Annotated in this window: 24 protein-coding genes and 3 tRNA genes; 5 read left to right on the top strand and 22 right to left on the bottom strand. The window is 72.6% G+C overall.

Features of this window, described 5'->3' with window-relative positions:
* Positions 1-53: 53 nt before the first annotated feature.
* Positions 54-1,088, bottom strand: a complete 1,035-nt coding sequence (thiL, locus tag OM98_RS11935) for a thiamine-phosphate kinase (RefSeq protein ID WP_010534863.1) — start codon at positions 1,086-1,088, stop codon at positions 54-56.
* Between the two features lie 95 nt (positions 1,089-1,183).
* Here thiL and OM98_RS11940 point away from each other — a divergent pair, with 95 nt between their 5' ends.
* Positions 1,184-1,678 carry a DUF3515 family protein gene (locus OM98_RS11940; RefSeq protein ID WP_010534864.1) on the top strand — a complete coding sequence of 165 codons (495 nt, stop codon included), beginning with the start codon at positions 1,184-1,186 and terminating at the stop codon, positions 1,676-1,678.
* A 16-nt stretch (positions 1,679-1,694) separates the two neighbouring features.
* On the opposite strand, the gene OM98_RS11945 is transcribed toward OM98_RS11940, so the two are convergent.
* From OM98_RS11945 to leuC, 7 genes are all read right to left on the bottom strand, one after another.
* Complete coding sequence (locus OM98_RS11945) at positions 1,695-2,807, bottom strand: D-alanine--D-alanine ligase family protein (RefSeq protein ID WP_033195170.1); 1,113 nt, start codon at positions 2,805-2,807, stop codon at positions 1,695-1,697.
* Between the two features lie 14 nt (positions 2,808-2,821).
* Entirely contained in the window at positions 2,822-3,835 is a 1,014-nt protein-coding gene (locus OM98_RS11950) for an NAD(P)H-dependent glycerol-3-phosphate dehydrogenase (protein ID WP_010534866.1), read from the bottom strand.
* Positions 3,832-4,776 carry a lysophospholipid acyltransferase family protein gene (locus OM98_RS11955; protein ID WP_010534867.1) on the bottom strand — a complete coding sequence of 315 codons (945 nt, stop codon included), beginning with the start codon at positions 4,774-4,776 and terminating at the stop codon, positions 3,832-3,834. Before OM98_RS11955 ends, OM98_RS11950 begins: the two co-directional genes overlap by 4 nt.
* On the bottom strand, positions 4,776-5,393 hold the full coding sequence (locus OM98_RS11960) for a DUF2867 domain-containing protein (RefSeq protein ID WP_010534868.1): 618 nt from the start codon (positions 5,391-5,393) through the stop codon (positions 4,776-4,778). Before OM98_RS11960 ends, OM98_RS11955 begins: the two co-directional genes overlap by 1 nt.
* A 7-nt stretch (positions 5,394-5,400) precedes the next feature.
* Complete coding sequence (gene murA / locus OM98_RS11965) at positions 5,401-6,717, bottom strand: UDP-N-acetylglucosamine 1-carboxyvinyltransferase (RefSeq protein ID WP_010534869.1); 1,317 nt, start codon at positions 6,715-6,717, stop codon at positions 5,401-5,403.
* A 112-nt stretch (positions 6,718-6,829) separates the two neighbouring features.
* Complete coding sequence (leuD, locus tag OM98_RS11970) at positions 6,830-7,447, bottom strand: 3-isopropylmalate dehydratase small subunit (RefSeq protein WP_010534870.1); 618 nt, start codon at positions 7,445-7,447, stop codon at positions 6,830-6,832.
* A gap of 25 nt (positions 7,448-7,472) precedes the next feature.
* The gene (gene leuC, locus OM98_RS11975; protein ID WP_010534871.1) at positions 7,473-8,909 is read right to left on the bottom strand and encodes a 3-isopropylmalate dehydratase large subunit; all 1,437 of its coding nucleotides are present in this window, start codon (positions 8,907-8,909) and stop codon (positions 7,473-7,475) included.
* Between the two features lie 215 nt (positions 8,910-9,124).
* On the opposite strand from leuC, the gene OM98_RS11980 reads away from it, so the two are divergent.
* Complete coding sequence (locus OM98_RS11980; RefSeq protein ID WP_010534872.1) at positions 9,125-9,862, top strand: IclR family transcriptional regulator; 738 nt, start codon at positions 9,125-9,127, stop codon at positions 9,860-9,862.
* Between the two features lie 39 nt (positions 9,863-9,901).
* Here the strand turns inward: OM98_RS11980 and OM98_RS11985 are convergent, their stop codons facing one another.
* The 10 genes from OM98_RS11985 to OM98_RS12025 all read right to left on the bottom strand — a co-directional run bounded on the left by OM98_RS11985 (position 9,902) and on the right by OM98_RS12025 (position 16,686).
* On the bottom strand, positions 9,902-10,720 hold the full coding sequence (locus tag OM98_RS11985; protein WP_010534873.1) for a universal stress protein: 819 nt from the start codon (positions 10,718-10,720) through the stop codon (positions 9,902-9,904).
* 83 nt (positions 10,721-10,803) lie between these two features.
* Positions 10,804-10,876, bottom strand: a tRNA-Glu gene (locus OM98_RS11990).
* 28 nt (positions 10,877-10,904) lie between these two features.
* Positions 10,905-10,977: transfer RNA gene (locus OM98_RS11995), tRNA-Glu, on the bottom strand.
* Between the two features lie 29 nt (positions 10,978-11,006).
* Positions 11,007-11,078, bottom strand: a tRNA-Gln gene (locus OM98_RS12000).
* A gap of 278 nt (positions 11,079-11,356) precedes the next feature.
* On the bottom strand, positions 11,357-12,880 hold the full coding sequence (gene gltX, locus OM98_RS12005) for a glutamate--tRNA ligase (protein ID WP_010534874.1): 1,524 nt from the start codon (positions 12,878-12,880) through the stop codon (positions 11,357-11,359).
* 47 nt (positions 12,881-12,927) lie between these two features.
* Positions 12,928-13,704: a fumarylacetoacetate hydrolase family protein gene (locus OM98_RS12010; protein WP_010534875.1), complete on the bottom strand. Its 777-nt coding sequence runs from the start codon at positions 13,702-13,704 to the stop codon at positions 12,928-12,930.
* A 110-nt stretch (positions 13,705-13,814) separates the two neighbouring features.
* Positions 13,815-14,312, bottom strand: coding sequence for a universal stress protein (locus tag OM98_RS12015; protein ID WP_010534876.1), 498 nt, complete (start codon positions 14,310-14,312; stop codon positions 13,815-13,817).
* A gap of 19 nt (positions 14,313-14,331) precedes the next feature.
* A complete protein-coding gene (locus tag OM98_RS12020; RefSeq protein ID WP_010534877.1) occupies positions 14,332-15,765 on the bottom strand; it encodes an MFS transporter in 1,434 nt (477 codons plus the stop codon).
* A 217-nt stretch (positions 15,766-15,982) separates the two neighbouring features.
* On the bottom strand, positions 15,983-16,156 hold the full coding sequence (locus OM98_RS15925) for a hypothetical protein (protein WP_175285981.1): 174 nt from the start codon (positions 16,154-16,156) through the stop codon (positions 15,983-15,985).
* A gap of 203 nt (positions 16,157-16,359) precedes the next feature.
* Positions 16,360-16,686 carry a DUF4333 domain-containing protein gene (locus OM98_RS12025; protein ID WP_010534878.1) on the bottom strand — a complete coding sequence of 109 codons (327 nt, stop codon included), beginning with the start codon at positions 16,684-16,686 and terminating at the stop codon, positions 16,360-16,362.
* A 188-nt stretch (positions 16,687-16,874) separates the two neighbouring features.
* Here OM98_RS12025 and OM98_RS12030 point away from each other — a divergent pair, with 188 nt between their 5' ends.
* From OM98_RS12030 to OM98_RS12040, 3 genes are all read left to right on the top strand, one after another.
* A complete protein-coding gene (locus OM98_RS12030; protein WP_010534879.1) occupies positions 16,875-17,906 on the top strand; it encodes a hypothetical protein in 1,032 nt (343 codons plus the stop codon).
* A complete protein-coding gene (locus tag OM98_RS12035) occupies positions 17,903-18,505 on the top strand; it encodes a PH domain-containing protein (protein WP_010534880.1) in 603 nt (200 codons plus the stop codon). Before OM98_RS12030 ends, OM98_RS12035 begins: the two co-directional genes overlap by 4 nt.
* Positions 18,506-18,620: 115 nt before the next feature.
* On the top strand, positions 18,621-21,173 hold the full coding sequence (locus OM98_RS12040; RefSeq protein WP_010534881.1) for a DEAD/DEAH box helicase: 2,553 nt from the start codon (positions 18,621-18,623) through the stop codon (positions 21,171-21,173).
* Positions 21,174-21,195: 22 nt separating this feature from the next.
* Here the strand turns inward: OM98_RS12040 and OM98_RS12045 are convergent, their stop codons facing one another.
* From OM98_RS12045 to narH, 4 genes are read right to left on the bottom strand one after another with little or no spacing between them, the layout of a single operon-like run.
* On the bottom strand, positions 21,196-21,516 hold the full coding sequence (locus OM98_RS12045) for a DUF6457 domain-containing protein (RefSeq protein ID WP_010534882.1): 321 nt from the start codon (positions 21,514-21,516) through the stop codon (positions 21,196-21,198).
* The gene (gene narI, locus OM98_RS12050; protein WP_010534883.1) at positions 21,516-22,247 is read right to left on the bottom strand and encodes a respiratory nitrate reductase subunit gamma; all 732 of its coding nucleotides are present in this window, start codon (positions 22,245-22,247) and stop codon (positions 21,516-21,518) included. Before narI ends, OM98_RS12045 begins: the two co-directional genes overlap by 1 nt.
* On the bottom strand, positions 22,244-23,086 hold the full coding sequence (gene narJ / locus OM98_RS12055; RefSeq protein ID WP_010534884.1) for a nitrate reductase molybdenum cofactor assembly chaperone: 843 nt from the start codon (positions 23,084-23,086) through the stop codon (positions 22,244-22,246). Before narJ ends, narI begins: the two co-directional genes overlap by 4 nt.
* Positions 23,086-24,714 carry a nitrate reductase subunit beta gene (gene narH / locus OM98_RS12060; RefSeq protein WP_010534885.1) on the bottom strand — a complete coding sequence of 543 codons (1,629 nt, stop codon included), beginning with the start codon at positions 24,712-24,714 and terminating at the stop codon, positions 23,086-23,088. The genes narJ and narH overlap by 1 nt, the downstream gene beginning before the upstream one ends.
* Between the last annotated feature and the right edge of the window lie 14 nt (positions 24,715-24,728).

Consider the following 24,728-nt stretch of genomic DNA (forward strand, 5'->3'; position numbering starts at 1 on the left):
GGCCCCGACGGACGAGTCGGGGAGCCCCCAGGCGGTCGGGCGGGCTCAGCCGCTCAGGCGAAGTGGTCGAAGCCGGGGCCGGGGACGGACCGACCGCCGAGCAGGACCGTGCCCGGCCCGGCCGAGGCGTCCGGCGCGCGGAGCCGGCCGACGGGGCGGAAGCCCGCCGGCAGGTCCTCCGGGGCACCGGCGGCGAGCATCAGGTGCTCCTCCCCGCCGTGCAGCACCCACTCCCAGGGGTCCTGACCGAGACTCTCCGCGAGGCCGCGCAGCGCCGCGACGTCCGGTGCCAGGGCATCGGGATCCAGGTCGACCACCAGCCCGGAGGCGTCCGCGAGGCGCCTGCCGTCGCGCACCAGGCCGTCGGAGAGATCCATCTGGGCGCGTGCCCCCGGCGCCCAGCCGAGGGCGAGATCGGGACGGGGGTCGTCGTGCCGGAGCAGCAGCTCCGCCTCCTCGGCGCTCGGGACCGTCCCCTCCGCACCGGGCAGGGGCCGGGCCGCGGAGCCGCCGTCGAAGGGCAGTCGCACGCGGTCGGCGAGCAGGAGGGCGAGGCCGGCGGCGGAGCGGCCCAGCCGCGGACCGCCCACGGCGAGCACGTCCCCCGCCCGGGCGGTGCCGCGGGTCAGGGGCGTCGCCCCCTCGGGCAGGGAGCCGACGGCGGTGAGGGTGATGGTCAGCTGCTCGGCGGAGCCGAGGTCACCGCCGACGACGCTCGCGCCCCAACGGGCGGCCTGCTCGGCGCAGCCCGCGGTGAGGTGCGCGAACACCCACGGCTCCTCGTCGCGCGGCGCGGAGATCGCGACCACCAGCGCCTGGGGACGGGCGCCCATCGCGGCGACGTCGGCGAGGTTCTGGGTGGCGGCCTTGGCGCCGACCCGGTGCGCGGTGGTGGCGCGGCGCAGGAAGTCGTGGCCCTCCACCAGGGTGTCGGTGGTGATCACCAGGCGCGGCGAGTCCAGGCGCAGCACGGCGGCGTCGTCGCCCGGCCCGACCTCGGTGCGTGCATCCGTGCCCAGCAGCGACAGCATCCGGGCGAGCAGCCCGGCCTCGCCGGTGGGGGCCGAGTCCTCGTGCGCGGTGGTCATCGCTCCAGTCTGCCGGATCGGCGCCGGACTCCCTCATCGACCGGCGCCGGAGCCCCGACCCGCACCTCCCCGGGCGGAGCCGGTACCCTGCTCGGGTGCCACGTCCCCTCCCCCTGCGCCCCCTGCTCGCCGTGCTCGGCGGCGGGGCGCTGCTGACCGCCGCAGGCTGCGGCACCGTGCAGGTGCCCGCGGGCCCCGAGGCCTCGGCCACCGAGTGCGCGGACGTGGTGATCGGCGCGCCGCCCACCCTGCTGGAGCTGGACCGCCATGAGACCTCCAGCCAGGGCACCGTGGCCTGGGGCTCCGGGGAGGACACCATCGTGCTGCGCTGCGGCGTGCAGTCCCCCGGCCCCACCACGGAGCGCTGCACGCGCCTCGGCGACGCGGACGGCGCCACTGTGGACTGGATCGTGCGGGAGCAGGACGGGCTGGTCTTCTACACCACCTACGGCCGCTCCCCCGCCATCGAGGTGTCGGTACCGCGGTCGGTCGCCCCCGACCAGCCCTCCGCGGCGGCGCTGGACCTCACCCAGCTGGTGACCACCACCGTCGAGGCCACCGACTACTGCGTGGGCGCCGGAGACGTCTGAGCCGCCTGACTCCCGCTCAGCGGGCGCCGAGGCGGCGGTGGCGGGCCTGCTCGATGAGGTCCGTGATGAGGTCCGTGTAGCCGAGGCCCATGTTCTGCCACAGCACCGGGAACATCGAGAACGGCGTGAAGCCGGGCATCGTGTTGACCTCGTTGACGATCACCTCGCCGTCCGCGGTGACATAGGTGTCCACGCGGGAGAGGCCCTCGAGATCCAAGGCGGTGAAGGCGCGCGCGGCGACCTCCCGGACGGCCGCCCGCTGCTCCTCGGGCAGGGCCGCGGGCACCTCGACGGTGACGGTGCCCTTGCCGAAGTACTTGGACTCGTAGTCGTAGAAGTCGAGGTCGTCGCCGACGATCACCTCGCCGGGCTCGGTGGTGCGCGGCCCGGCCCCGACCAGGCCGGCGAGCACCCCGCACTCGACCTCGCGGCCGACGACGCCCTGCTCGATGAGCACCTTGGGGTCCTCGGCGAAGGCGGTCTTCATGGCGTGGTCGAGCTCGGCGGGATCGCTGACCTTGCTGACGCCGAGGCTGGAGCCGGCGCGGGCGGGCTTGACGAACCAGGGCAACCGCAGGTCCCCGGCGCGGGCGGCGATCGCCTCGGCGTCGCGCGCCCATTCGTCCTCGTGCACGACGATCCCGGCGGCGGTGGACAGGCACGCGGCTTCCAGAGCCCGCTTGGTGGCGGCCTTGTCCTGGCACAGTGCGGAGGCGAGCACGCCGCTGCCGACGTAGGGCACGTCCAGCAGCTCGAGCTGGCCCTGCACGGTGCCGTCCTCGCCGTAGGGGCCGTGCAGCAGCGGCCAGATCGCCTCGACCTCGCCGAGCGGTTCGATCCGGCCCTCGCGGACCACGCGCAGGGCGACCGACTCGCCCGGCCGGTGACGGGTGGCGGGCAGCAGCACCTCGTCGCCGTCGGCGGGGACCTCGGGCGCCTGCCCCTCGGTGATCTGCCAGTCGGCAGGGTCGGCGGAGACGTGGGTCCAGCGGCCCTCGCGGGTGATGCCGAGGGCGATCACCTCGTACCGGTACCGGTCGATCGCGCCGAGGATGCCGCCGGCGGTGACGCAGGAGATGCCGTGCTCGCCGCTGCGGCCGCCGAAGAGGAGGGCGATGGTGCTCGTCATGCCGGCCAGGGTAGTCACTCCGGTCGGACGGACCTCGACAGCAGGGCCGTGGTGACATGGTCGATCTTCGCGCCGTGGTCGACGACGGCGACGACGGAGCGGGTGATGGGCATGTCCACCCCGAGGCGCTCGGCGGCGTGGGCGACGGCGCGGGCGGTGGCGACGCCCTCCGCGGTCTGGCCGACGCGGGCCGCGGCCGCCTCGACGTCCAGTCCCTCGCCGAGGGCGAGGCCGAGGCGGTGGTTGCGGCTGGCCGGGGAGGCGCAGGTGGCCACGAGGTCGCCCATCCCGGCGAGGCCCGCGAAGGTCTCGCCGCGGCCGCCGAGGGCCACGCCGAGCCGGGTGATCTCGGCCAGGCCGCGGGTGATGAGGCTGGCGGTGGTGTTGTGGCCGTAGCCGAGTCCGGCGGCGGCGCCCACGGCGATCGCGATGACGTTCTTCACGGCCCCGGCGACCTCCACCCCGATCACGTCGGTGGAGGTGTAGGCGCGCAGGTAGGGGGCGCGGAACCAGGCGGCGAAGGCTTCGGCGGCGTCCTTCGTGGGGGCGGCGACGACGCTGCCGCAGGGCTGGCGGGCGGCGATCTCCCCGGAGAGGTTCGGGCCGGAGAGCACCCCGATCCGCCCCTCCGGGATGCTTCCCGCCTCGGCGAGGATCCGGCTGACGCGGGCGTCGGTGCCGCGCTCGATGCCCTTGACCAGGGACAGCGTCGGCACCGCGGGCAGCCCGGCGGCCAGCTCCGGATGCTGCTCGCGCCAGGCGGCGAGGGTGGAGCGCAGCGACTGGGCGGGCACGGCGACGATGACGCCCTCGGCGCCGTCCAGGGCCTCGGGGACGGCGGCGGTGGCGTCGATGCCCGCGGGCAGCTCGTGCTCGCCGAGGTAGTCGGGGTTGCGGTGCTCGGTGCGGATCGTGGCGGCGAGCTCGGGGCGGCGGGCCCAGAGGGTGACGTCGTGGCCGCCGTCGGCGAGCACCTGCGCGACGGTGGTGCCCCAGCTGCCGGCGCCGAGGACGGCCAGGGCGCTCATCGACGGCCTCCTGCGCCGCGGACGCACGGCCGGAGCCGGGTCTGCGCGTCCTGGCCGCTGCGGGTGGTGGCCGCGGCGGCGCGGAGCGCCAGACGGCGACGGTCGTCGGCGCGCAGGCGCTGTCCGCTCTCGGGGCGCAGCGGGTCGCGGCGCGGGTCGTGACGGGCGGGCGGGGGCTCCTGTCCGCGGGTCTCGGCCAGCAGCATGGTGATCGCCTCCATCAGCTCGTCGGTGAGGCGCATCGCGGCCTCCTGGGTGCTCTCCCCCGGGCGGGTCTCGGCGCGGATCGGTTCCCCGATGCGGGCGATCAGGCGCCGCCGCGGGAACGGGCGGGGAAGGGCCGCGCCGATCGGCCAGACGGCGCGGGAGCCCCACAGGGCGATCGGCACCAGCGGCGCACCGGTGTCCAGGGCGAGGCGCGCGGCGCCGGTGCGGGCGCGCATCGGCCACTCCCCCGGGTCGCGGGTGTAGGTGCCCTCGGGGAAGACCATCATCGCCTCGCCGCGACCGAGGGCCTCGCGGGCGCTGGACAGCGCGTCGCGACCGCGACGGGTGCCGCGGTGCACGGGCACCTGGCCGCTGGCACGCAGCAGCGCGCCGAGCAGGGGCACCCGGAACAGGGCCTCCTTGGCCAGGAAGCGCGGGGCGATGCCGCCGGCCTGCAGCAGGTGGCCGTAGGCCAGGGCGTCCAGGGGGCCGGTGTGGTTGCCGGCGAGGATCGCGCCGCCGGTGGCGGGCAGGTGCTCCCGGCCGAGCCAGCGGGGTCGGGCGAGCAGGCTCAGCAGCGGTCGCAGCGGCAGCTGGGCCAGGAAGATCACGGCCCCGGCCCGCCGCTCGCGGGTGCGGGCCGCGGGCAGGTCCCAGGAAAGGGCGCAGTCCGCGATCCGCGCCCGGGGACCGCGACGGGACCGCACGGAGGCGGTGCGACCGCCGGGGCGCATCAGGACCCGCTCTGCCCGCTCCGGGGGCCGCGGCCCAGTGCGCGACGGGCGGCCTGGCCGGGCAGGGAGCGCCGGGAGACGCGGCCGTCAGTGACGGCACGGCGGCGCAGGGTGGTGGGGGCGCGCCGGGCCAGGGTGTTCACGGCGGCGGCGTGCATCAGGCGGCGCGGGGCGAAGGCGATCCGTCCGCGCACGCCGAGGAACTTCACGGCGGTGGTCACCTGCAGCAGCTCCCCACCGGGCAGCAGCGCCACCCCGATGCGGACCCGCAGGTTCTCGTCGTCGTCGCGGATCAGGGCCTCGGAGCCCACCACCTCGTCGGTGACGTACTCCTTCGCGGGCGGCGGCACCATGTCGAACAGGCGCACCGCCTCGTCGCGCAGGGCCAGCAGGCCTCGGCGGCCCAGCGGCGTGTTCTCGTGGGAGAAGATCGCCTCGGCCCACACCCGCGGGTCGGGCTCGTCGATGCCGCGGGTGGGCACGATGACCACGTCGCAGTAGTCGGGGATCGGGATCTCCCGCAGCGCCAGGGAGGAGGCGGCCGCGGCCGCGGGCTCACCCGTCGCCGCGGCGGGCCGGATCTCCCCGCCGTCCTGGTGCTCGACCGCCTCGCTCATGGCCGGATCAGTCCTCCCAGAAGTCCGCGCCGAGCGCCGTGAGCTTCTCGCGGAACAGCTCGTAGCCGCGGTCGATCAGGTCGATGCCGTGGATCGAGGAGACGCCGTCGGCGCCGAGCGCGGCGATCAGGTAGGAGAAGCCGCCGCGCAGGTCCGGCACGGTGATGTCGGCGCCGTGCAGCGGCTTGGGGCCGGAGATCACGGCGGAGTGGTTGTAGTTGCGGCGACCGAAACGGCAGCTGGAGCCGCCCAGGCACTCGCGGTACACCTGGATGCGGGCGCCCATGTCGTTCAGGGCGGAGGTGAAGCCCAGCCGGTTCTCGTACACGGTCTCGTGGACGATGGAGATGCCGTCGGCCTGGGTCAGCGCCACCACCAGCGGCTGCTGCCAGTCGGTCATCAGCCCGGGGTGGACGTCGGTCTCCACGGCGATGGACTTCAGCGGGGTGCCGGGGTGGAAGAACCGGATGCCCTCCTCGGTGATGTCCATCCCGCCGCCGATCTTGCGGAAGGTGTTCAGGAAGGTCGCCATCGGCTTCTGCTCGGCGCCGCGCACGAACACGGAGCCCTGGGTGACCAGTGCGGCGCAGGCCCAGGAGCCGGCCTCGATGCGGTCCGAGAGGGCCTTGTGCTGGTAGCCGCCGAGGCGGTCGACGCCCTCGATGGTGATGGTGCGGTCGGTCTGCAGGGAGATGATCGCGCCCATCTTCTGCAGCACGGAGATGAGGTCCTCGATCTCCGGCTCGACGGCGGCGTTGGTCAGCTCGGTGACGCCCTGGGCGCGCACGGCGGTGAGCAGCACCTGCTCGGTGGCGCCGACGCTGGGGTACTCGAGGTGGATCTTGGCGCCGGTGAGGCCGTGCGGCGCGGTGATGGAGATGCCGAACTCGCGCTTGTCCACGACGGCGCCGAAGTTGCGCAGCACGTCGAGGTGGTAGTTGATCGGCCGGTCGCCGATCTTGCAGCCGCCGAGGTCGGGGATGATCGCCTCGCCGAGGCGGTGCAGCAGCGGGCCGCAGAACAGGATCGGGATGCGGGAGCTGCCGGCGTGGGCGTCGATCTCGGTGGCGTGCGCCTTTTCCACGTTGGAGGGGTCCATCGCGATGGTGCCGGCCTCGACGTCGCGCTCGACCTTGACGCCGTGGATGGCCAGCAGGTCGGAGACGATCTGCACGTCGCGGATGTCGGGGACGGACTGCAGCAGGCTGGGCTCCTCGCCCAGCAGCGCCGCGACCATCGCCTTCGAGACCAGGTTCTTGGCTCCGCGGACGGTGATCTCACCGTCGAGGGGGCGTCCGCCGCGCACGTGGAATGTCGAGCTCATGGTGTCCTTGCCTCGATGGGAGGGCGTCCGGGACGCCCGCTCTGACCGGCCCACCCTACCGGAGCGGGCCGGTCGGGCCCGGCGGCACGCACATCGCCGCCGGACCGACCGTTCAGCCCTCTGCGATCCGCGCGGGCAGCGTCTTGGGCATCCAGGAGGGGCGGCGCGCCTCGAAGGCGGTGATGTCCTCCTCGTGGCGCAGGGTGAGGCCGATGTCGTCCAGGCCCTCCATCAGGCGCCAGCGGGTGTAGTCGTCGATGTCGAAGCGGAACACAGCTCCAGCCTCGCCGGCGTGCACCTGCCGCTCCGCCAGGTCCACGGTGATCTCGGTGCCGGGGTTCTCCTCGAGGATCTTCCAGATCTGCTCGATGTCGTCCTGGCTGAGCTGCGCGGCCACCAGGCCCTGCTTGCCGGCGTTGCCGCGGAAGATGTCGGCGAAGCGCGGGGAGAGCACGGCGGCGAAGCCGTAGTCGCGCAGGGCCCAGACGGCGTGCTCGCGGGAGGAGCCGGTGCCGAAGTCGGCGCCGGCCACGAGCACGGAGCCGGAGGAGTAGGCCGGCTGGTTCAGCACGAAGTCGGGGTCGTTGGTGCGCCAGGCGTGGAACAGTCCGTCGTCGAAGCCGGTCTTGGTGACCCGCTTGAGGTAGACGGCGGGGATGATCTGGTCGGTGTCGACGTTGCTGCGGCGCAGCGGCACGCCGACGCCGGTGTGGGTGGTGAAGGCTTCCATCGGAATCTCTCCTGCGAGGGCCGGGTCAGGCGGCGGGGGCCGCGGCGGGCGCGGCGGTGCCGTCGAGGTCGGAGGGGGAGGACAGGGTGCCGCGCACCGCGGTGGCCGCGGCGACGACGGGCGAGACCAGGTGGGTGCGCCCGCCCTTGCCCTGGCGGCCCTCGAAGTTGCGGTTCGAGGTGGAGGCGGCGCGCTCGCCGGGCTTGAGCTGGTCGGGGTTCATGCCCAGGCACATGGAGCAGCCGGCCTGGCGCCACTCGGCACCGAAGGCGAGGAACTCCTGGTCCAGGCCCTCCTGCTCGGCCTGGAGGCGGACGCGGGCGGAGCCGGGCACGACCATCACGCGCACCTCGGGGTGCTTGGTGCGGCCGCGGATGGTCTCGGCGAAGGCGCGCAGGTCCTCGATGCGGCCGTTGGTGCAGGAGCCCATGAACACGGTGTCCACGCGGATGTCCTTGAGCGGGGTGCCGGGCACGAGGTCCATGTAGCGCAGGGCGTTCTCGGCGGCGACCTTGGAGGTGTCGTCGGTGAAGTCCTCGGGCGCGGGCACCGCGGCGGACAGCGGCAGGCCCTGGCCGGGGTTGGTGCCCCAGGTGACGAAGGGCTCGAGCTCGTCGGCCTCGATGACCACCTCGGTGTCGAAGGTGGCGTCCTCGTCGGTGCGCAGGGAGCGCCAGTACTCGACGGCCTCGTCCCAGTCGGCGCCCTGCGGGGCGTGGGGGCGGCCCTTGACGTAGTCGAAGGTGGTCTCGTCGGGGGCGATCATGCCGGCGCGGGCACCGGCCTCGATCGACATGTTGCAGATGGTCATGCGGCCCTCCATGGAGAGCTCACGGATGGCCTCGCCGCGGTACTCGAGCACGTAGCCCGCGCCGCCGCCGGTGCCGATCTTCGCGATCACCGCGAGGATGATGTCCTTCGCGGTGACGCCGGGCTTGAGCGAGCCGTTGACGGTGATCGCCATGGTCTTGAAGGGCTTCAGCGGCAGGGTCTGGGTGGCCAGCACGTGCTCCACCTCGGAGGTGCCGATGCCGAAGGCGAGGGCCCCGAAGGCGCCGTGGGTGGAGGTGTGGGAGTCGCCGCAGACCACGGTGATGCCGGGCATGGTGAGGCCGAGCTGGGGGCCGACGACGTGGACGATGCCCTGGTCCTTGTCCCCGAGGGAGTGGATGCGCACGCCGAACTCCTCGGCGTTGCGGCGCAGGGTGTCGATCTGGGTGCGGGAGGTGATGTCAGCGATCGGCTTGTCGATGTCGATCGTCGGGGTGTTGTGGTCCTCGGTGGCCAGCTGCTGGTCCAGGCGGCGCGGGGTGCGGCCCTCCTGGCGGAGGCCGTCGAAGGCCTGCGGGCTGGTCACCTCGTGCAGCAGCTGGAGGTCGATGTAGAGCAGGTCGGGTTCGCCGTTCTCCCCGCGACGGACCACGTGATCCGCCCAGACCTTCTCCGCGAGCGTGCTCGCCATGCTGCATCCCTCCTCGCACCCGGGTGGGGTGCCTGTTCGATGTGGCCGACGGTCGCTCGACCCGGGACCGTCCCCCGCATCCTCGCGCGGGGAGATGGGTGGCCGCTGGGTCGCGGCGCCGTCGCTGCGCCCGTGCTGCGGGCGCGACATCATCCTGGGGCTGTCCACGATCCGACGCACTTGCGTCTCACGAAATAAGACGGCAGTATCGGACCATGGACACCACCCCCACCGAGGAGAACGGCAGCGGCGTCGGCGTGCTCGACAAGGCCGCGATCGTGCTCGGCGCCCTCGAGGCCGGCCCCGCCACCCTGGCCCAGCTCGTGCAGTCCACCGGACTGGCGCGACCCACCGCCCACCGCCTCGCGGTGGCGCTCGAGTACCACCACCTGGTCTCGCGCGACATGCAGGGCCGCTTCATCCTCGGCCCGCGCCTGGGCGAGCTCGCCACGGCCGCCGGGGAGGACCGGCTGCTGGCCGCCGCCGGCCCCGTGCTGGCCGCGCTGCGGGACCACACCCAGGAGTCCGCACAGCTCTACCGCCGCCAGGGCGACCACCGCATCTGCGTGGCCGCCGCGGAGCGCCCGATCGGCCTGCGGGACTCGGTGCCGCTCGGCTCCACGCTCACCATGAAGGCCGGCTCGGCGGCCCAGATCCTGCTGGCCTGGGAGGAGCCGGACCGGCTGCACCGCGGCCTGCTCGGCGCCCGCTTCACCGCCACCCAGCTCTCGGCGGTCCGTCGCCGCGGCTGGGCCCAGTCCATCGGGGAGCGCGAGCCGGGCGTCGGCTCCGTCTCCACCCCCGTGCGCGGCCCCAACGGCCGTGTGGTGGCGGCGCTCAGCATCTCGGGGCCGATCGAGCGGATCACCCGGCAGCCGGGCCGCCTGCACGCGGCCTCCGTGATGAGCTCCGCCCAGCACCTGACCGAGATGCTGCGCCGCGCCGGGGGCTGAGACCCCCGTCCCCGACGGCACCCCCGTGCCGGGTCACGCTCAGGAGCGTTCGATCCACACGGGGGTGTTCGCGTGCCGGAGCACGGTGACCAGCTGGCGCGGTGCGGCGATCCGCTCGGCGTCGCGCGGGGAGCGCTCCCCCACCACGAGCATCATGCTGGCACCCTCGCTGGCGGCCACCAGCTCACGGGCCGTCTCGGCCTCCGCCACGGTCACGCCGCGCACGGCGACGGTCGGGTGCTCCCGACCCAGACGCTCGCGGATCTCCTCCAGCAGGTGATGGGCCTCGTGCTCGGAGGTCATGGCCCGCACGATCACCTCGAGCTCGCGGCCCTGCACCTCGGCGAGCTCGGCGGCACGCTCCTCGTGGACCCGCTCGCTCTCGTGGTGGACCAGGCCGATGGGCCCGTCCGCGTCGATGTCTCCGCGCACGACCACCACGGGGCAGTGGGAGCGGGCGGCCAGGGCCAGGGACTTCGAGCCGACGATGAGGGTGAGCAGCCGGCCGAGGCCCCGGCCGCCGACCACCATCAGCGCGGACTCGGCGCTGGCCTCGACGAGGACCGGCACGGCATTGCCGTCGATGATCTCGGCGGTGATCTCGAGGTCGTCGTGCTCGGAGCGGGCGATCGCGGCGGCCTCCCGCAGCAGGGCGGTGGCGGCCTGGCGGATCCCGGTACCGGTGAGGCCGGGGACGGGATCGGTGTTCACGTCCAGCTCGGTCCAGACGAAGGCGTGGACCAGGTGCAGCGGGGCGCCGGTGGCGTGGGCGTGCCGGGCGGCCCAGCGCACGGCGAGGTCCGACTCGGGGGCATCGAAGACCCCGACGGTGATGCGCTCTGCTGTGACGGGCGTCATGGAGGAAGGGTACGCCCCTTCCCCTCGTCGACGGGTCCCGACGACGAAAAGGAGCCGATGTCGATGACACCGGCTCCTCGCCGTACCCCGTACCGGATTTGAACCGGTGTTACCGCCGTGAGAGGGCGACGTCCTAGGTCGCTAGACGAACGGGGCTCCCGCAGGTCCCGAAGGACCTGCGTCGTACCCCGTACCGGATTTGAACCGGTGTTACCGCCGTGAGAGGGCGACGTCCTAGGCCGCTAGACGAACGGGGCGCGGACTTCACGGCCGAAGCCGATCAGCGCTGGGGTACCAGGACTCGAACCTAGAATAACGGTACCAGAAACCGTCGTGTTGCCGATTACACCATACCCCATGGTGAGAGCACGTTTCCGAGGTCATTCCCGGGCTGATTCCCCGAAGTTTCAGGGGGTCTTCCCGATGCCGATCCCGGCGCCGTACCGAGGTAAGACTCTAGCGGTTCCCGGGCGCCGGGGCAAAGTCAGGAGGGGCCTGGACGCTGTGAGCATGCGCACCCTGGCCTGCGCACCCGTCCCCGGCCCGGCTCCCCCGCCCTCGGCGCGGCAGCCCGACGGCCCCGGATGCACCGACGCCCCGGAGCCGTCGCGGGCTCCGGGGCGTCGGGGGCGGCGATCAGGCGGCCAGACGCTCCTGCAGGGCGCGCAGGCGGGCCAGGCTGGAGGGCTTGCCCAGCAGCTCCATCGACTCGAACAGCGGCGGGGAGATGCGGCGGCCGGAGATCGCGCTGCGCAGCGGGCCGAAGGCGAGGCGCGGCTTGATGCCCATGTCCTCGACGATGGCGGCGCGCAGGGCGGCCTCGAGGGTGGCGGCGTCGAAGGAGTCCTCGGGCACGGCCTCCACCTCGGTGACGGCGCGGGCCAGCACGGCGGCGGGGTCGTCACCGATCTTCCTCAGCGCGTCCTCCTGCACCTCGAGGTCGGCGTCGGCCACGAACAGGAAGCGCAGCATGTCGGGCGCCTCGGCCAGCAGGTTCATCCGCGGCTGCACCAGCGGGGTGGCGGCGACCAGCGGGGCCTGCTCGGCCTCGGTGACCGGATCGGAGACCACGCCGTCGGCCTGCAGGTAGGGCACCATCCGGGCGGTGAACTCGGCCTCGGGCAGCATCCGCATGTGGTCGGCGTTGATGGCGGTGGCCTTCTTGAAGTCCACCCGGGCGGGGTTCGGGTTCACCTGGGAGGCGTCGAAGCGCTCCACCATCTGCTCGCGGGTGAAGACGTCCTGGTCGGCGCTGTAGCCCCAGCCCAGCAGGGCCAGGTAGTTGACCATGCCCTCGGGCAGGAAGCCCTGTTCGCGGTAGCGGAACAGGTTCGACTCGGGGTCGCGCTTGGAGAGCTTCTTGTTCCCCTCCCCCATCACGTAGGGCAGGTGGCCGAAGCGCGGGATGGTCTCGGCGACGCCCACCTCGATCAGCGCCCGGTACAGGGCGATCTGGCGGGGCGTGGAGGAGAGCAGGTCCTCGCCGCGCAGCACGTGGGTGATGCCCATCAGGGCGTCGTCCACCGGGTTCACCAGGGTGTACAGCGGCTGTCCGTTGGCGCGGACCACCACGAAGTCGGGGGTGGAACCGGCTTTGAAGGTGATCTCGCCGCGCACCATGTCCTCGAAGACGATGTCGTCCTCGGGCATGCGCAGGCGCCACACCGGCTCGCGGCCCTCGGCGCGCAGGGCATCCTTCTGCTCGGCAGTCAGCTCGCGGTCGTGGCCGTCGTAGCCGAGCTGAGGGTCGCGGCCGGCGGCGCGGTGGCGCGCGGCGATCTCCTCGGCGGTGGAGAAGGACTCGTAGATCAGACCCGCCTCGGCGAGCTTCGCGATGACGTCCTGGTAGATCTCGCCGCGCTGGGACTGGCGGTAGGGGCCGTGGGGGCCGCCGACCTCGACGCCCTCGTCCCAGTCGATGCCGAGCCATCGCATGGCCTCGAGGAGCTGCTGGTAGGACTCCTCGCTGTCCCGCGCCCGGTCCGTGTCCTCGATGCGGAAGATCAGCTTCCCGCCGTGGTGGCGCGCGTGGGCCCAGTTGTACAGGGCCGTGCGCACCATGCCCACGTGGGGGGTGCCGGTGGGGCTGGGGCAGAAGCGCACGCGCACGTCGGCGCCGGTGGCCTCGGTGGTCGCGGCGGGAGCGGGGGCGGTGGTCACGCGGGGGATCTCCTTCGGGGAGGCGGAACGGTGCGGGATCGCGGGGCTCAGCGGCGCACGACGGGGTTGGACAGGGTGCCGATACCCTCGATGCTCACGTCGACGCGGGAGCCCTCGGCCACGGCGCGCACCCCGGCGGGGGTGCCGGTGAGGATCACGTCGCCGGGCAGCAGGGTCACCACGCGGGAGATCTCGGCGATCAGCTCGGCGACGGGGCGGGCCATGTCGGCGGTGGTGCCGTCCTGCGCGACCTCGTCGTCCACCCAGGAGGAGACGGCGAGCGCGGCGGGGTCCAGGTCGGTCTCGATCCAGGGGCCCAGCGGGCAGGAGGTGTCGAAGGCCTTGGCGCGGAACCACTGGCTCTCGGAGCGCTGGGCGTCGCGGGCGGTGAGGTCGTTGGCGCAGGTGTAGCCGAGGATCGCGGCGGGCACCTGCTCGGGCTCGAGGTCCTTGGCCATCGACTTCATCACCACGGCCAGCTCCGCCTCGAGACTGACCTCGGTGCTGTAGGAGGGCAGCACGATGGGGTCCTCGGGGCCGATCACCGCGGTGTTGGGCTTGAGGAAGAACAGGGCCTGCTCGGGCAGCTCGTTGCCCAGCTCCGCGGCGTGGGCGGCGTAGTTGCGGCCGACGCACACCACCTTCGAGCGGGGGATGACGGGCGCGAGCAGGCGCACGTCCTCCAGCGGCACGATGGTGCCGGTGGGTCGGATCTCGGTGTACAGGGGATCGCCGGTGATGCCGTAGACCATGTCGCGGCCGTCCTTCTCCTGGACGATGCCGTACATCGGGTCCTCACCGGTGGTGAATCGGGCGATGCGCATGGGGTCCAGTCTAGGCGCGACGCAGGGCCGCCCCGGGCGTGCGCCGCAGCACGCCCGGGGGCGGTCCCGGTGACGAGGCGTCGGCCGGGCACGATCCCCGGCGTGCGTGATCAGCCGGCGACGACGAGCACGTCGCAGCTGGCGCGGCGCAGCACCTGCACGGCCGGGGAGCCGAACATGCGGCCGAGCATGGTGGAGACGCCGGAGTTGCCGACCACCACCAGCCCGGCCTGGTTCTCCAGGGCCACCAGCTCGAGGGCGTGGGCGGGCTCGTACTCCACGAGCACACCCTGGGTGCGCACGCCGGTGTCCTCGAGCCGGGCCAGGGTCTCCTCCAGCAGGGCCTCGGCGGCCTCCAGGGTGGCGACCTGCCAGAACCGGGAGTCGGGCACGTCGCTGGCCAGGCGCGCCTGGTCGCGGCGGGGCAGCGGGTCGAAGGCCACCACCACGAACAGCATGCCGTCGGCGGCGCGGGTGATCTGGGCGGCGCGGTCCACGACGTGGCGGGAGCGTTCGTCCTGGCCGAGGCCCACCACGACCCGCGCGTAGTCGGGCAGGTGCGTGGTGGGGGCGGGGGTCGAGGTCTGCGTCGAGGTGGGGTCGGTCATGGTGGTCTCCTCGTCCCGCTCAGGCGGCGATCGGCTTGGGGTCGAGCTCGGGGCGCGGCTCGCGGATCCAGAGCATCGCGATGCCGCCGAGGCCCAGCAGGATGCCGGCGAGCATCACGGCGTTCTCGGGGTCGTCCCCGAGCAGGTGCTGGTAGATCCAGCCGAAGGAGAGGGTCTGCAGCAGCTGGGGCACCACGATCATCATGTTGATGATGCCCATGTACACGCCGTACTTCTCGCGGGGGATCATCCGCACCGCCATGATGTACGGGACGCCCATGATGGAGGCCCAGGCGATGCCGAGGCCGATCATCGTGGCGTACATCGGGATCTCGCTGGTCAGGTGCGGCAGGATCAGCAGGCCCACCGTGGCGCACCACAGGCTGACCGCGTGCACCCACTTGGCGCCGTGGCGCCGGGCGAGGGCCGCGAGCGCGAAGGCCACCAGGAAGGTGACGATGTTGTAGGTGCCGTTGAGTCGTCCGGCGAGCGCGACCGCGTTGTCGTAGGCGGTGGTTTGGGCGTAGTCGGCCTGCGTGGTGTCGAGCCCGAAGGCGCCAGAGCCGATCGCGATGGCCACGTACTGCCAGTACACGTTCATCGCGTACCACTGGAAGAGGTAGACCAGCGCAAGCTTCCGCAGCCCGACGGGCATCTCGATGATGGCCACGCCGATGTTCTTGAGGAACCGCCCGACGGCGCCGAGGCCGCCGCCCTCGGCCCTCAGCCGTTCCAGCTCCGCCTTCTCCTCGGGGGTGGGTGGCAGCTCGTCGGTGGTCAGCACGGACACCAGCACGCTGGCGATCGCGCAGACGGAGCCGACCATGAAGGCGCCGAACACCCAATAGGGGATGCCGGCCTCGGTGGCGCCGTCCAGGATCAGCCGGAAGAACGAGAGCGAGAAGTTCGCCAGGGTGATGCCGAGGCCGGTGAAGAATGACTGCGCCAGGAAGCCCTTGGCGAGCTGGTTGTTGGGCAGCTTGTCGGCGATGAAGGCGCGGTAGGGCTCCATCGCGGTGTTGTTGGAGGCGTCCAGCAGCCACAGCAGCAGCACGGCCATCCACACGGCGGTGACGAAGGGGAACAGGAACAGGCAGATCGCGCAGCCGATCGCGCCGATGATGAAGTACGGCTTGCGGCGGCCCCAGCGGTCGGACCAGGTGCGGTCCGAGAGGGCGCCGATCATCGGCTGGATCAGCAGGCCGGTGATGGGCCCGGCCAGGTTCAGCAGCGGCAGCGAGTCCGGATCGGCACCGAGGTACTGGTAGACCGGGTTCACGGCCGTCTGCTGCATCCCGAAGGAGTACTGGATCCCGAAGAATCCGAAGTTCATCAGCAGGATCTGCGCCGTGGACATCATCGGCTTGTGCTCGCGGTCCACCGCCTCCCCTGCGGCGACGATCTGCTCGCGCTCCTCGAATGCCGCCGATCCGGCGTCGGATTCCTGGTTCATGGACACCTCCGTACCGTGCTTTCCCCGGCACATCATGATCCCCGTCACAGCGAATGAAAAGGGGTGTTCCGGAATGGGGACGGCGAAAAGGTGGAATCCGGAGCCGCGACCAGCAGAAACCCCGGGGGAGGAAGGACCGAGGTCCTTCCTCCCCCGGGGGAGCGTCCCGCGCGTGTCGCGTCGGGTGTCAGCCCTCCTCGGCGGGGAGGTCGCCGGGTCAGGAGACGGACTCGGGCGCCTCCCCCATCGCCGAGGTGTACTCGGTGCCGATCTGGGACTCGATGTCGGCCTGGGCGACGTCCTCGGTGCCGGAGACGTCGCAGCCCACCAGGCCGACGGCGAGGAGCCCGAGAGCGGCGGGGGCGAGGGTGCGGCGGGTGGTGCGGCTCACGGGGGATCTCCTGGGGCGGGGAACGGTCGAGCCTGGGGCCTGCCCCTCACACTCTGTGCGATGACACGATCCCGCGGGCGACCGGGCCCGGGCGCGAAGGGCAGCAGTCACCATCTCCGCTGGTCAGATGCCTGTGTCCCGGACGTGTGTGGCCCCGCCCGAGGGGACTCGGGCGGGACCACGGGGACAGCGGAGGGGACGGGTCAGTTGACCTCGTCGGCCACCTCCACGTCGAAGCTCACGTTCTCCTCCTCGACGCCGGTCACGGTCACGGTGACGTCCAGGGTGTCCTCGCCCTCGGTGAGCAGGCAGGTGATCTGCGCGTCGACCTCGGCGGGCAGCTCCTCGGGGCAGCTGACGTCGTCGGGGGCCTCGCCGTACTGTTCGGCGAGGCGGGTGCTGATCTGCTCCTCGACCTCCTCGGGGGCGACGGCCTTGCCGCCGCAGCCGGCGAGACCGAGCGCGAGGACACCGATCGCGGCGAGCGGGGCGATGCCACGGACGGGGGTGCGGAGGTCGGTGGGGGTCATGGGAACGGCTCCTTCGTCGATCGGGCCGGTGCGGGGTGCGCCGGGGTGATGGAATCCATCCTGCGGAGCCGGGCCGCCGGTGGCGATGGGGACGGCTCCCCACGACGGCGTCCCGACCGGCCACGGGAGCGCCGCCTACGATGGATGCGCCCATCGACCCCGCCCGATCCCCGAGGGGAGGACAGCCCGTGACCACGCAGGACACCACGCCGCCGGCCTCGCTCCCCGCCGGTACGGCGCCGGGAAGGGACGCCTCCTCCACGGAGCTCGGGTATCCCGCGGAGGCCTGGTCGGCGGAGCGGGCCGCCGCGGCGAGGGCGGAGCACGAGGCCCGGGCCGACGCCCTCACGGCGGGCCACCGGGAGCGGCGACGCCGGGGCGAGAAGCACCCGGTGGAGGACTTCCTGTTCACCTATTACCCGTTCTCCGCGGCCCGGCTGCGACGCTGGCATCCGGGCTGGGGCACCGCCTACGACGCGGCCGCCGACCGCTGCGACGACGGCCGGCCGCGGATCGCCGACGTGGACGAGCACGGCCGTCGCTCCTGGTACGAGGACGGTCCTTCGACGGAAGGGATCACCTGGCGACGCGCGGACGCCGAGCGCTACCGCCGCGAGCGGGCCGATGCACTGGGCTTCATGCACCGCCTGCTGGCCTCCTCCTCGCTGACGGCGCGGCGCCCCGAATTCGGCTGCTTCGGCCTGCACGAATGGGCGATGGTGCACCGGCTGCGCCCCGGGGAGCAGCGCCACGAGGACCTGCCGCTGCGGCTCGGCCAGGAGGCCACCGACGCCGTGGTGGAGCGGGAACAGCTGGTGTGCTCCCACCTGGACGCCTTCCGCTTCTTCACCCCCGCGGCCGCGCCCCGCAACGCCCACGAGCCCACCCGCGAGCGCCAGGCGGAGCTGGACAACCCCGCCTGTCTGCACGTGGGCATGGATCTGTACAAGTGGGCGATGAAGCTGACGCCGCTGGTGGACTCGGCCCTGGTGCTGGACTGCTTCGAGCACGCCCGCGCCACCCGGGTGCTGGACATGGAGGCCAGCCCCTACGATGTGCGGCCGCTGGGCTACGGCGTGGTGCCGATCGAGACCCCGGCCGGCAAGGCCGAGTACGTGCGGCGGCAGCGGGAGCTGGCCGCGGGCGCTGAGGAGCTCCGGCAGCGGATCCTCTCGGTCCTCGACGGTGTCGCGACGGGGACCCGGACGCGGCCGTCATGAGCGGAGCGCCCGATCCCGCCGTCGGCGACGGAGACGGCCCGGGACAGGTCCTCGACACCGTCGCCTGGGTGCTGCCCTACAAGCTCCTGCTCGGCGTCGTCGCGGTGCTCGCCCTGACGTTCTTCTCGCTCCCGGTGGTCCTCCTGCTGGGCGGGATGCTTTCGGCCGGTGGCGCCGACGGTCTCCCGCTCCTCCTCGTGGTGCCGGCCGTCCTCTGGACCGCGGTCGGCGTCCTGTTCGCCGCCTGCGCGCTCCGGGCGATCGGCCTGGGCATGGTCATCACGACCGAGGGCGTCCAGGTGCGCTCGTACCGGCGGCGCCGCTGGTACCCATGGGCGGGCATCGCGCTGGTCCGGTCCCGTCAGGGATGGCGCCACCTGGGCGCGACGGAGCTGGAGCTCACCGACGGACGCACCGTCACCGTCTGGTTCACCTCGGCGCGCTACGCCCTGCAGCGCGGGGATCGCCGCGACCCCGCCGTGTGGAGCGGGGGGTGGGGACGGGTGCAGCCGCTCCGCCCCACCCGCTCCGCGATCGACGCCCACCGAGAGTGGCTGCGGCGTCGCGGCGCCGCCGCGGGGACTCGTCCCGGCACCTGAGCGCCGTGTGCCGGTCGGAGGACCGCTCGATGGGCCGGTGCTCCGCCGAGCGTCGCCGCCCGGTGCGACCTCCGTGGAAGCCTCGCTGCCCCGTCGCCCTGGCAGACTGGAGCCCATGCCCACCCTGACGCCGTTCCTGCCGCCCGACCTGCCCGACGACGGTCAGGACGCCATCGTCGACGGTTTCGTCGCCGCCCAGGAGTCGATGGGCCGCGTACTGTACCCGCACCAGGAGGAGGCGCTGCTGGCGATCGCCGCCGGGGACCACGTGATCGCGGCGACCCCCACCGGTTCCGGCAAGACCACCATCGCCTACGCGGCGATCTTCGCGGCCGTCGCCCGCGGCCAGCGCGCCTACTACACGGCGCCCATCAAGGCGCTGGTCTCCGAGAAGTTCTTCGACCTGGTCGCGCAGTTCGGCGCCGAGATGGTCGGGATGATGACGGGCGACTCGGCGGTCAACCACGACGCCCCGATCATCGTGTGCACCGCGGAGATCCTCGCCAACCATTCCCTGCGCGACGGCCCCACCTCCGAGGTCGGCCTGGCGGTGATGGACGAGTTCCACTACTACGGGGACTCGCAGCGCGGCTGGGCCTGGCAGGTGCCGCTGATCGAGCTGCCCCACACCCAGTTCGTGCTGATGAGCGCCACCCTCGGCGATGTCACCGAGCTCACCGCGGACCTCGCCGAACGCAGCGGCCGCGAGGTCACCGTGATCACCGACGCCCCGCGCCCGGTGCCGTTGGACTTCCGCTGGTCGCTGGAGCCGCTGCCGGACACGATCACCACGATCCTCAGCGACCGCGACGCCCCCGTGTACATCGTGAACTTCACCCAGAAGGACGCGCTGGAGCAGGCGCAGGCCCTGGCCGGGCAGAAGATCCTCACCCCCGAGGAGAAGCAGCAGGTCCGCGACATCATCGGCGACTTCCGGTTCGCCAAGGGCTTCGGCCAGGTGCTCTCCCGCCTGGTGCGCGAGGGCGTGGGCGTGCACCACGCCGGGATGCTGCCCAAGTACCGCCGCCTGGTCGAGCGCCTGGCCCAGTCCGGGCTGCTGAAGATCATCTCCGGCACCGACACCCTCGGGGTCGGTATCAACGTGCCGATCCGCACCGTGCTGCTGACGGGCCTGGCCAAGTACGACGGCCGCCGCAGCCGCCTGCTGAACGCCCGCGAGTTCCAGCAGATCGCGGGCCGCGCCGGCCGCGCCGGCTACGACACCGTGGGGCACGTGGTGGTGCAGGCGCCGCCGTGGACCGTCGAGTTCGAGCGCCAGCGGGCCAAGCAGAAGGCCCGCGAGGAGTCCGGCGCCACCCCCAACAGCGCGAAGAAGCGCAAGAAGGAGCCCAAGCCCAAGGTTCCCGACGGCGCCATCTCCTGGTCCGAGGAGAACCTCACCAAGCTGGTGGAGAACGCCCCCGAGCCGCTGCGCCCGCACCTGCGGATCACCCCCGCGATGGTGCTCGCGCTGATCTCCCGCCCCGGGGACGCGATCGCCGCAGGGCGGCACCTGATCATGAACAGCCAGCAGACCCGCCGCCAGAAGCTCACCCTGGTCAAGGAGGCGCTGGAGATCCTGCGCGGCCTGCGCGACGCGGAGATCGTGGAGATCCGGGACGAGCCCGACCACCTGGGCCGCCGCATCGTGCTGGTCGAGGACCTGCAGCTCGACTTCACGATGAACCAGCCGCTGGCCCCCTTCGCGATCGCGATGATCGACTCGCTGGACGAGGAGTCCGAGACCCTCACCCTGGACACCGTCTCCATCGTCGAGGCGATCCTGGAGGACCCCTTCCAGATCCTGCTGGCCCAGCAGAACGCGGCCCGCGGGGAGTTGCTGGCGGAACTGAAGGCCGACGGCGTCGAGTACACCGAGCGGATGGCGCGGCTGGACGAGGTCACCTGGCCGAAGCCCCTCGCGGAGGAGCTGGAGGCGGCGCTGGAGATCTACCGGCGCTCCCACCCGTGGATGCGCAGCGGCGCCCTCTCCCCCAAGTCGATCGTCCGCGAGATGTACGAGACGGGTCAGACCTTCAGCGAGTTCGTGCAGCGCTACGGCCTGCAGCGCTCCGAGGGCATCGTGCTGCGCTACCTCTCCGACGCCTACCAGGCGGTGCGCCGCACCCTGCCGCAGGACCTGCGCACCGAGAAGATCGAGGACCTCGTCGAGTGGCTGGGGGTGCTGGTGCGCGGCATCGACTCCTCCCTGCTGGACGAGTGGGAGGCCCTCTCCCACCCCGAGGACGAGGAGGACGGCGCTGACGTGCGGCCCACCTCCCCGCGCGGGCTCTCGGCCCAGACCAAGGTGCTGCGCACGATGGTGCGGGCCGCGATGTGGCAGCGGGTGGAGCACTTCGCCTTCGAGCGGGAGGAGCGCCTGGCGGAGCTGGACGCCGCCTCCGGCTGGGACCGGGCCCGCTGGGCCGAGGCGATGGACGCCTACTACGACACCTACGACCACGTCGGCATCGACGGCTCGGCCCGCTCCCCCCGGCACCTGCAGATCACCGAGGAGTCCAAGCTCTGGCGGATCCGGCAGGTGCTGGAGGACCCGGAGGGCAACCACGACTGGGCGATCGAGGCGGAGCTGGACCTGGAGGCCACCGACGAGGCCGGGGAGCCGGTGCTCGCGATCACCCGGGTCGGGGAGATCGGTGGGTACTGACCGCTGGCCAGCTCGGTCCGGCTCAGCGCTCGGTGGTGGCCCGCTCCAGGGCCGCGCAGGCCTCGTCCAGCTCGGCGCCGCGGGCGACGGCGAGCCCCACGAGGTAGGAGGAGATCGGCGCCATCGACCGCTGCACCTCGTGGGCCACGACGCCGGTCATGGCGTGCAGGCGGTCCACGTCCAGCGCCTCGTCCTCGATGCCGAGGGCGGTCTGCACCTGACGGATCCAGGGCAGCAGGGCGGTGGCGTAGTCGGCCTGGGCGGTCACCGGCGGCTTCGCCGGGGCCGTGCCGGAGGGCCCGGCGGTGGCGCGGGCGGGGGCGGTGCGGGTCGGGACGGTCATCAGAACTTCACCTTCTCCCAGCCGCGGCGCTCGGCCTCGCGGCGGGGGTCCTTGGAGCGGTAGACGATGTAGGGCCGGGTCAGGTATCCCACGGGCGCGGCGAACACGTGCACCAGTCTGGTGAAGGGCCAGGCCGCGAACAGCGCGAGGGCGCTGAGGATGTGCAGCTGGAAGAAGATGGGCGCGGCGGCCATCAGCTCGGTGGAGGGCCGCAGGGTCCAGAAGTTGCGGAACCAGATCGAGACGCCCTCGCGGTAGTCGTAGTGGCCGATGGTCGAATGGACCAGGGTGGCCAGCACGCCGAACAGGATCGTCAGCGACAGCAGCAGGTACATCAGCTTGTCCCCGCCGGTGGTGGCGCCGAAGACACGGGCGTTGGTGCGGCGCCGGTACAGCAGGATCAGCAGCCCGCCCACGCAGGCCACCGCGGCGGCCAGGCCGATCGTGACGGCCATCAGGTGGTAGACGTGGTCGGAGATGCCGATCGCCGTGGTCCAGGACTTGGGGATGCCCAGGCCCACCACGTGCCCGACGAAGATGCCGATGATCCCGAAATGGAACATCGGGGAGCCGATGGCCAGCAGCCTGGACTCGTAGATCTGGCTGGAGCGGGTGGTCCAGCCGAAGCGGTCGGTGCGGAAGCGCCACACGTGGCCCAGCACGAACACGGCCAGCACCATGTAGGGGACGACGATCCACAGCAGGATGGCCGCCACGGAGTCGGGGTTCATGAGGGGCGTCCTCTCATCAGGTCCAGCGGGACGGGTCCGGGGGCGGCGGCGCCGTCCCCGCAGCTCGTGGCGGCCCAGGTGCGGCCGCTCAGGTCGTGCGCGTCGCCCTCGAGCCCCTCGGCGGCGTAGCCGTCCAGGCCGACGGTCTCCTCCTCGGGGCCCTGCTCGGCCAGGCGCATCACGGCAGCGCGGTCGTCGGCGTCCAGCGGCGGCAGGGTGGCGCACAGGGCCAGCAGCGCCCCGTGCCAGGGCGAGGCGATGTCGGCCAGGTGCAGCCGGAGCAGCTCCACGCCAGGACGGTTGGCGCGCAGGATCTTCGCGCCCCGTTCGGGGTCGTGAGCGGCAGCGAACTCGAGCACCAGGGGCAGGTGGTCGGGCAGCTCGTGCTCGTCGACGGTGAGCCCGGCGCTGCGCAGGTCCTGCTTGATGCGCAGCAGGGCCATGCCGCGGCGACGGGTGTCGCCGTTGCTGAAGTAGGTCAGGTGCAGGCAGCCGCGGCGGCGGGTGTCGAAGGTGTCGACGTAGCGCTCCTGCAGGGCCAGCGGCTCCTCGGCGCGGACGGCGGCCAGCGCCCCGCGCAGCCCCTCGCCCGCGGCGCCGGGCACCCGCTCGGCGAGCGCGGCCACGGTGTCCCACTGGCCGCGGATCTGCTCGTCCGGGTAGCTCAGCAGCCAGGAGACGGCCATCCAGGCGGCGCGCAGCTCGCCGGTCTCCAGGCCGCTCGCGTGCAGCAGGTCCCCGCGCGCGCCGGAACCGCCTGAACGGGCCGCGGTCGTCGGGCGGGGAGCCGAGCCCGCAATATCCTCGCGTCGCCCCAGCAGGCGGGCCAGGGCGCCCATCAGGCGCCCCCGGGCTGCGGGGCGGGGAACATGCCGGAGGGTCGTCCCCGGCCGTCCCAGTTCAGCAGGTTCACGGTGACACCGCTCGGCGGATCGGTGGCGCGGCGACTGGTGCCGTAGCCGGGACCGGCCATGCCCATCGACTCCTCGGGCGGGGCCATGCTCATGCCTGGACCACCGGGGGCGTTCAGCGGGCAGTCGGTGCCGGTGCTCTCGAGGTCGTGGGCGGATTCGTGGTGGCCGACGGGGATCACGTAGCGGTCCTCGTACTTCGCGATCGCGAGCAGCCGGTACATCTCCTCCATCGACTCGCCGTCCATGCCCACGGCGTGGGCGATGCCCTCGCGGGGCTCGCCGCCGAGGTTCACGTCGCGCATGTAGGAGCGCATCGCGGCCATCCGGTACAGCACCCGCTCGACGGCGGGCACGTTCCCGGCGGTGAAGAGGTTGGCGAGGTACTCGATGGGGATGCGCAGGGCGTCGATCGCGGCGAAGAGGTTCTCGGCGTCCTCCGCGTCGTAGCCGGTGTCGCGCACCACGTCGACCACGGGCGACAGCGGCGGGATGTACCAGACCATCGGCATCGTCCGGTACTCGGGGTGCAGCGGCAGCGCGACCTCGTAGTCCTTGATCAGGCGGTAGGTCGGGGACTTCTGGGCGGCGCGGATCCAGTCGTGCGGGATCCCGGCGGCGCGGGCCCCGGCGATCACCTCGGGGTCGTGCGGGTCCAGGATGATGTCGCGCTGGGCGGCGTAGAGGTCCTGCTCGTCGGTGGTGGAGGCGGCCTCGGTGACCCGGTCGGCGTCGTAGAGCACCAGGCCGATGTAGCGCAGGCGGCCCACGCAGGTCTCGGCGCAGACGGTCGGCTCACCCTGCTCGATGCGGGGGTAGCAGAAGGTGCACTTCTCGGCCTTGCCGGTGCGGTGGTTGAAGTAGATCTTCTTGTAGGGGCAGCCGGTGATGCACATGCGCCAGCCGCGGCAGCCGTCCTGGTCCACCAGCACGATGCCGTCTTCCTCGCGCTTGTAGATCGCGCCGGAGGGGCAGGATGCCACGCAGGTGGGGTTCAGGCAGTGCTCGCAGATGCGCGGCAGGTAGAACATGAAGGTCTGGTCGAACTCGAACTGCACCTTGTCCTCGATGCCCTTCAGCATCGGGTCCTTGTCCTTGTGCTGGTAGGTGCCGCCGAGGTCGTCGTCCCAGTTGCCCGACCACTGGATCTGCACGCGCTCGCCCGTGATCAGCGACTTGGGGGGTGCGGTGGGGATGTTCTGCTGCTGGGCGGGGGCGGAGAGCAGCTGGTCGTACTCGTAGGTCCAGGGCTCGTAGTAGTCCTCGATGCCGGGCAGGCGCGGGTTGGAGAACAGCTGCATCAGCTTGGTGAGGCGGCCGCCGGCCTTGAGCTTGAGGCGGCCGTTGCGGCCGAGCTCCCAGCCGCCCTTCCACGTCGACTGGTCCTCGTAGCCGCGGGGGTAGCCCTGGCCGGGCCGGGTCTCGACGTTGTTGAACCAGATGTACTCGGTGCCCGAGCGGTTGGTCCAGGCCTGTTTGCAGGTCACCGAGCAGGTGTGGCAGCCGATGCACTTGTCGAGGTTCATCACCATGGACATCTGAGCCATGACGCGCATGAGAGGGGGTCCTT

This window comes from Brachybacterium squillarum M-6-3 (genome assembly GCF_000225825.1).
Taxonomy (GTDB): Bacteria; Actinomycetota; Actinomycetes; order Actinomycetales; family Dermabacteraceae; genus Brachybacterium; species Brachybacterium squillarum.

Coding starts and splice junctions, on each gene's coding strand:
- narJ (WP_010534884.1), bottom strand. CDS start 23,086: ATGGGCGCCCTGGCCCGCCTGCTGGGGCGACGCGAGGATATTGCGGGC.
- murA (WP_010534869.1), bottom strand. CDS start 6,717: ATGAGCTCGACATTCCACGTGCGCGGCGGACGCCCCCTCGACGGTGAG.
- OM98_RS11945 (WP_033195170.1), bottom strand. CDS start 2,807: ATGACGAGCACCATCGCCCTCCTCTTCGGCGGCCGCAGCGGCGAGCAC.
- OM98_RS11960 (WP_010534868.1), bottom strand. CDS start 5,393: ATGAGCGAGGCGGTCGAGCACCAGGACGGCGGGGAGATCCGGCCCGCC.
- OM98_RS12025 (WP_010534878.1), bottom strand. CDS start 16,686: ATGACCCCCACCGACCTCCGCACCCCCGTCCGTGGCATCGCCCCGCTC.
- narI (WP_010534883.1), bottom strand. CDS start 22,247: ATGAACCCCGACTCCGTGGCGGCCATCCTGCTGTGGATCGTCGTCCCC.
- OM98_RS12020 (WP_010534877.1), bottom strand. CDS start 15,765: ATGAACCAGGAATCCGACGCCGGATCGGCGGCATTCGAGGAGCGCGAG.
- OM98_RS12045 (WP_010534882.1), bottom strand. CDS start 21,516: ATGACCGTCCCGACCCGCACCGCCCCCGCCCGCGCCACCGCCGGGCCC.
- thiL (WP_010534863.1), bottom strand. CDS start 1,088: ATGACCACCGCGCACGAGGACTCGGCCCCCACCGGCGAGGCCGGGCTG.
- OM98_RS11950 (WP_010534866.1), bottom strand. CDS start 3,835: ATGAGCGCCCTGGCCGTCCTCGGCGCCGGCAGCTGGGGCACCACCGTC.
- leuD (WP_010534870.1), bottom strand. CDS start 7,447: ATGGAAGCCTTCACCACCCACACCGGCGTCGGCGTGCCGCTGCGCCGC.
- OM98_RS12040 (WP_010534881.1), top strand. CDS start 18,621: ATGCCCACCCTGACGCCGTTCCTGCCGCCCGACCTGCCCGACGACGGT.
- OM98_RS12010 (WP_010534875.1), bottom strand. CDS start 13,704: ATGCGCATCGCCCGATTCACCACCGGTGAGGACCCGATGTACGGCATC.
- OM98_RS11955 (WP_010534867.1), bottom strand. CDS start 4,776: ATGCGCCCCGGCGGTCGCACCGCCTCCGTGCGGTCCCGTCGCGGTCCC.
- OM98_RS12035 (WP_010534880.1), top strand. CDS start 17,903: ATGAGCGGAGCGCCCGATCCCGCCGTCGGCGACGGAGACGGCCCGGGA.
- OM98_RS11985 (WP_010534873.1), bottom strand. CDS start 10,720: ATGACGCCCGTCACAGCAGAGCGCATCACCGTCGGGGTCTTCGATGCC.
- narH (WP_010534885.1), bottom strand. CDS start 24,714: ATGCGCGTCATGGCTCAGATGTCCATGGTGATGAACCTCGACAAGTGC.
- OM98_RS12015 (WP_010534876.1), bottom strand. CDS start 14,312: ATGACCGACCCCACCTCGACGCAGACCTCGACCCCCGCCCCCACCACG.
- leuC (WP_010534871.1), bottom strand. CDS start 8,909: ATGGCGAGCACGCTCGCGGAGAAGGTCTGGGCGGATCACGTGGTCCGT.
- OM98_RS11980 (WP_010534872.1), top strand. CDS start 9,125: ATGGACACCACCCCCACCGAGGAGAACGGCAGCGGCGTCGGCGTGCTC.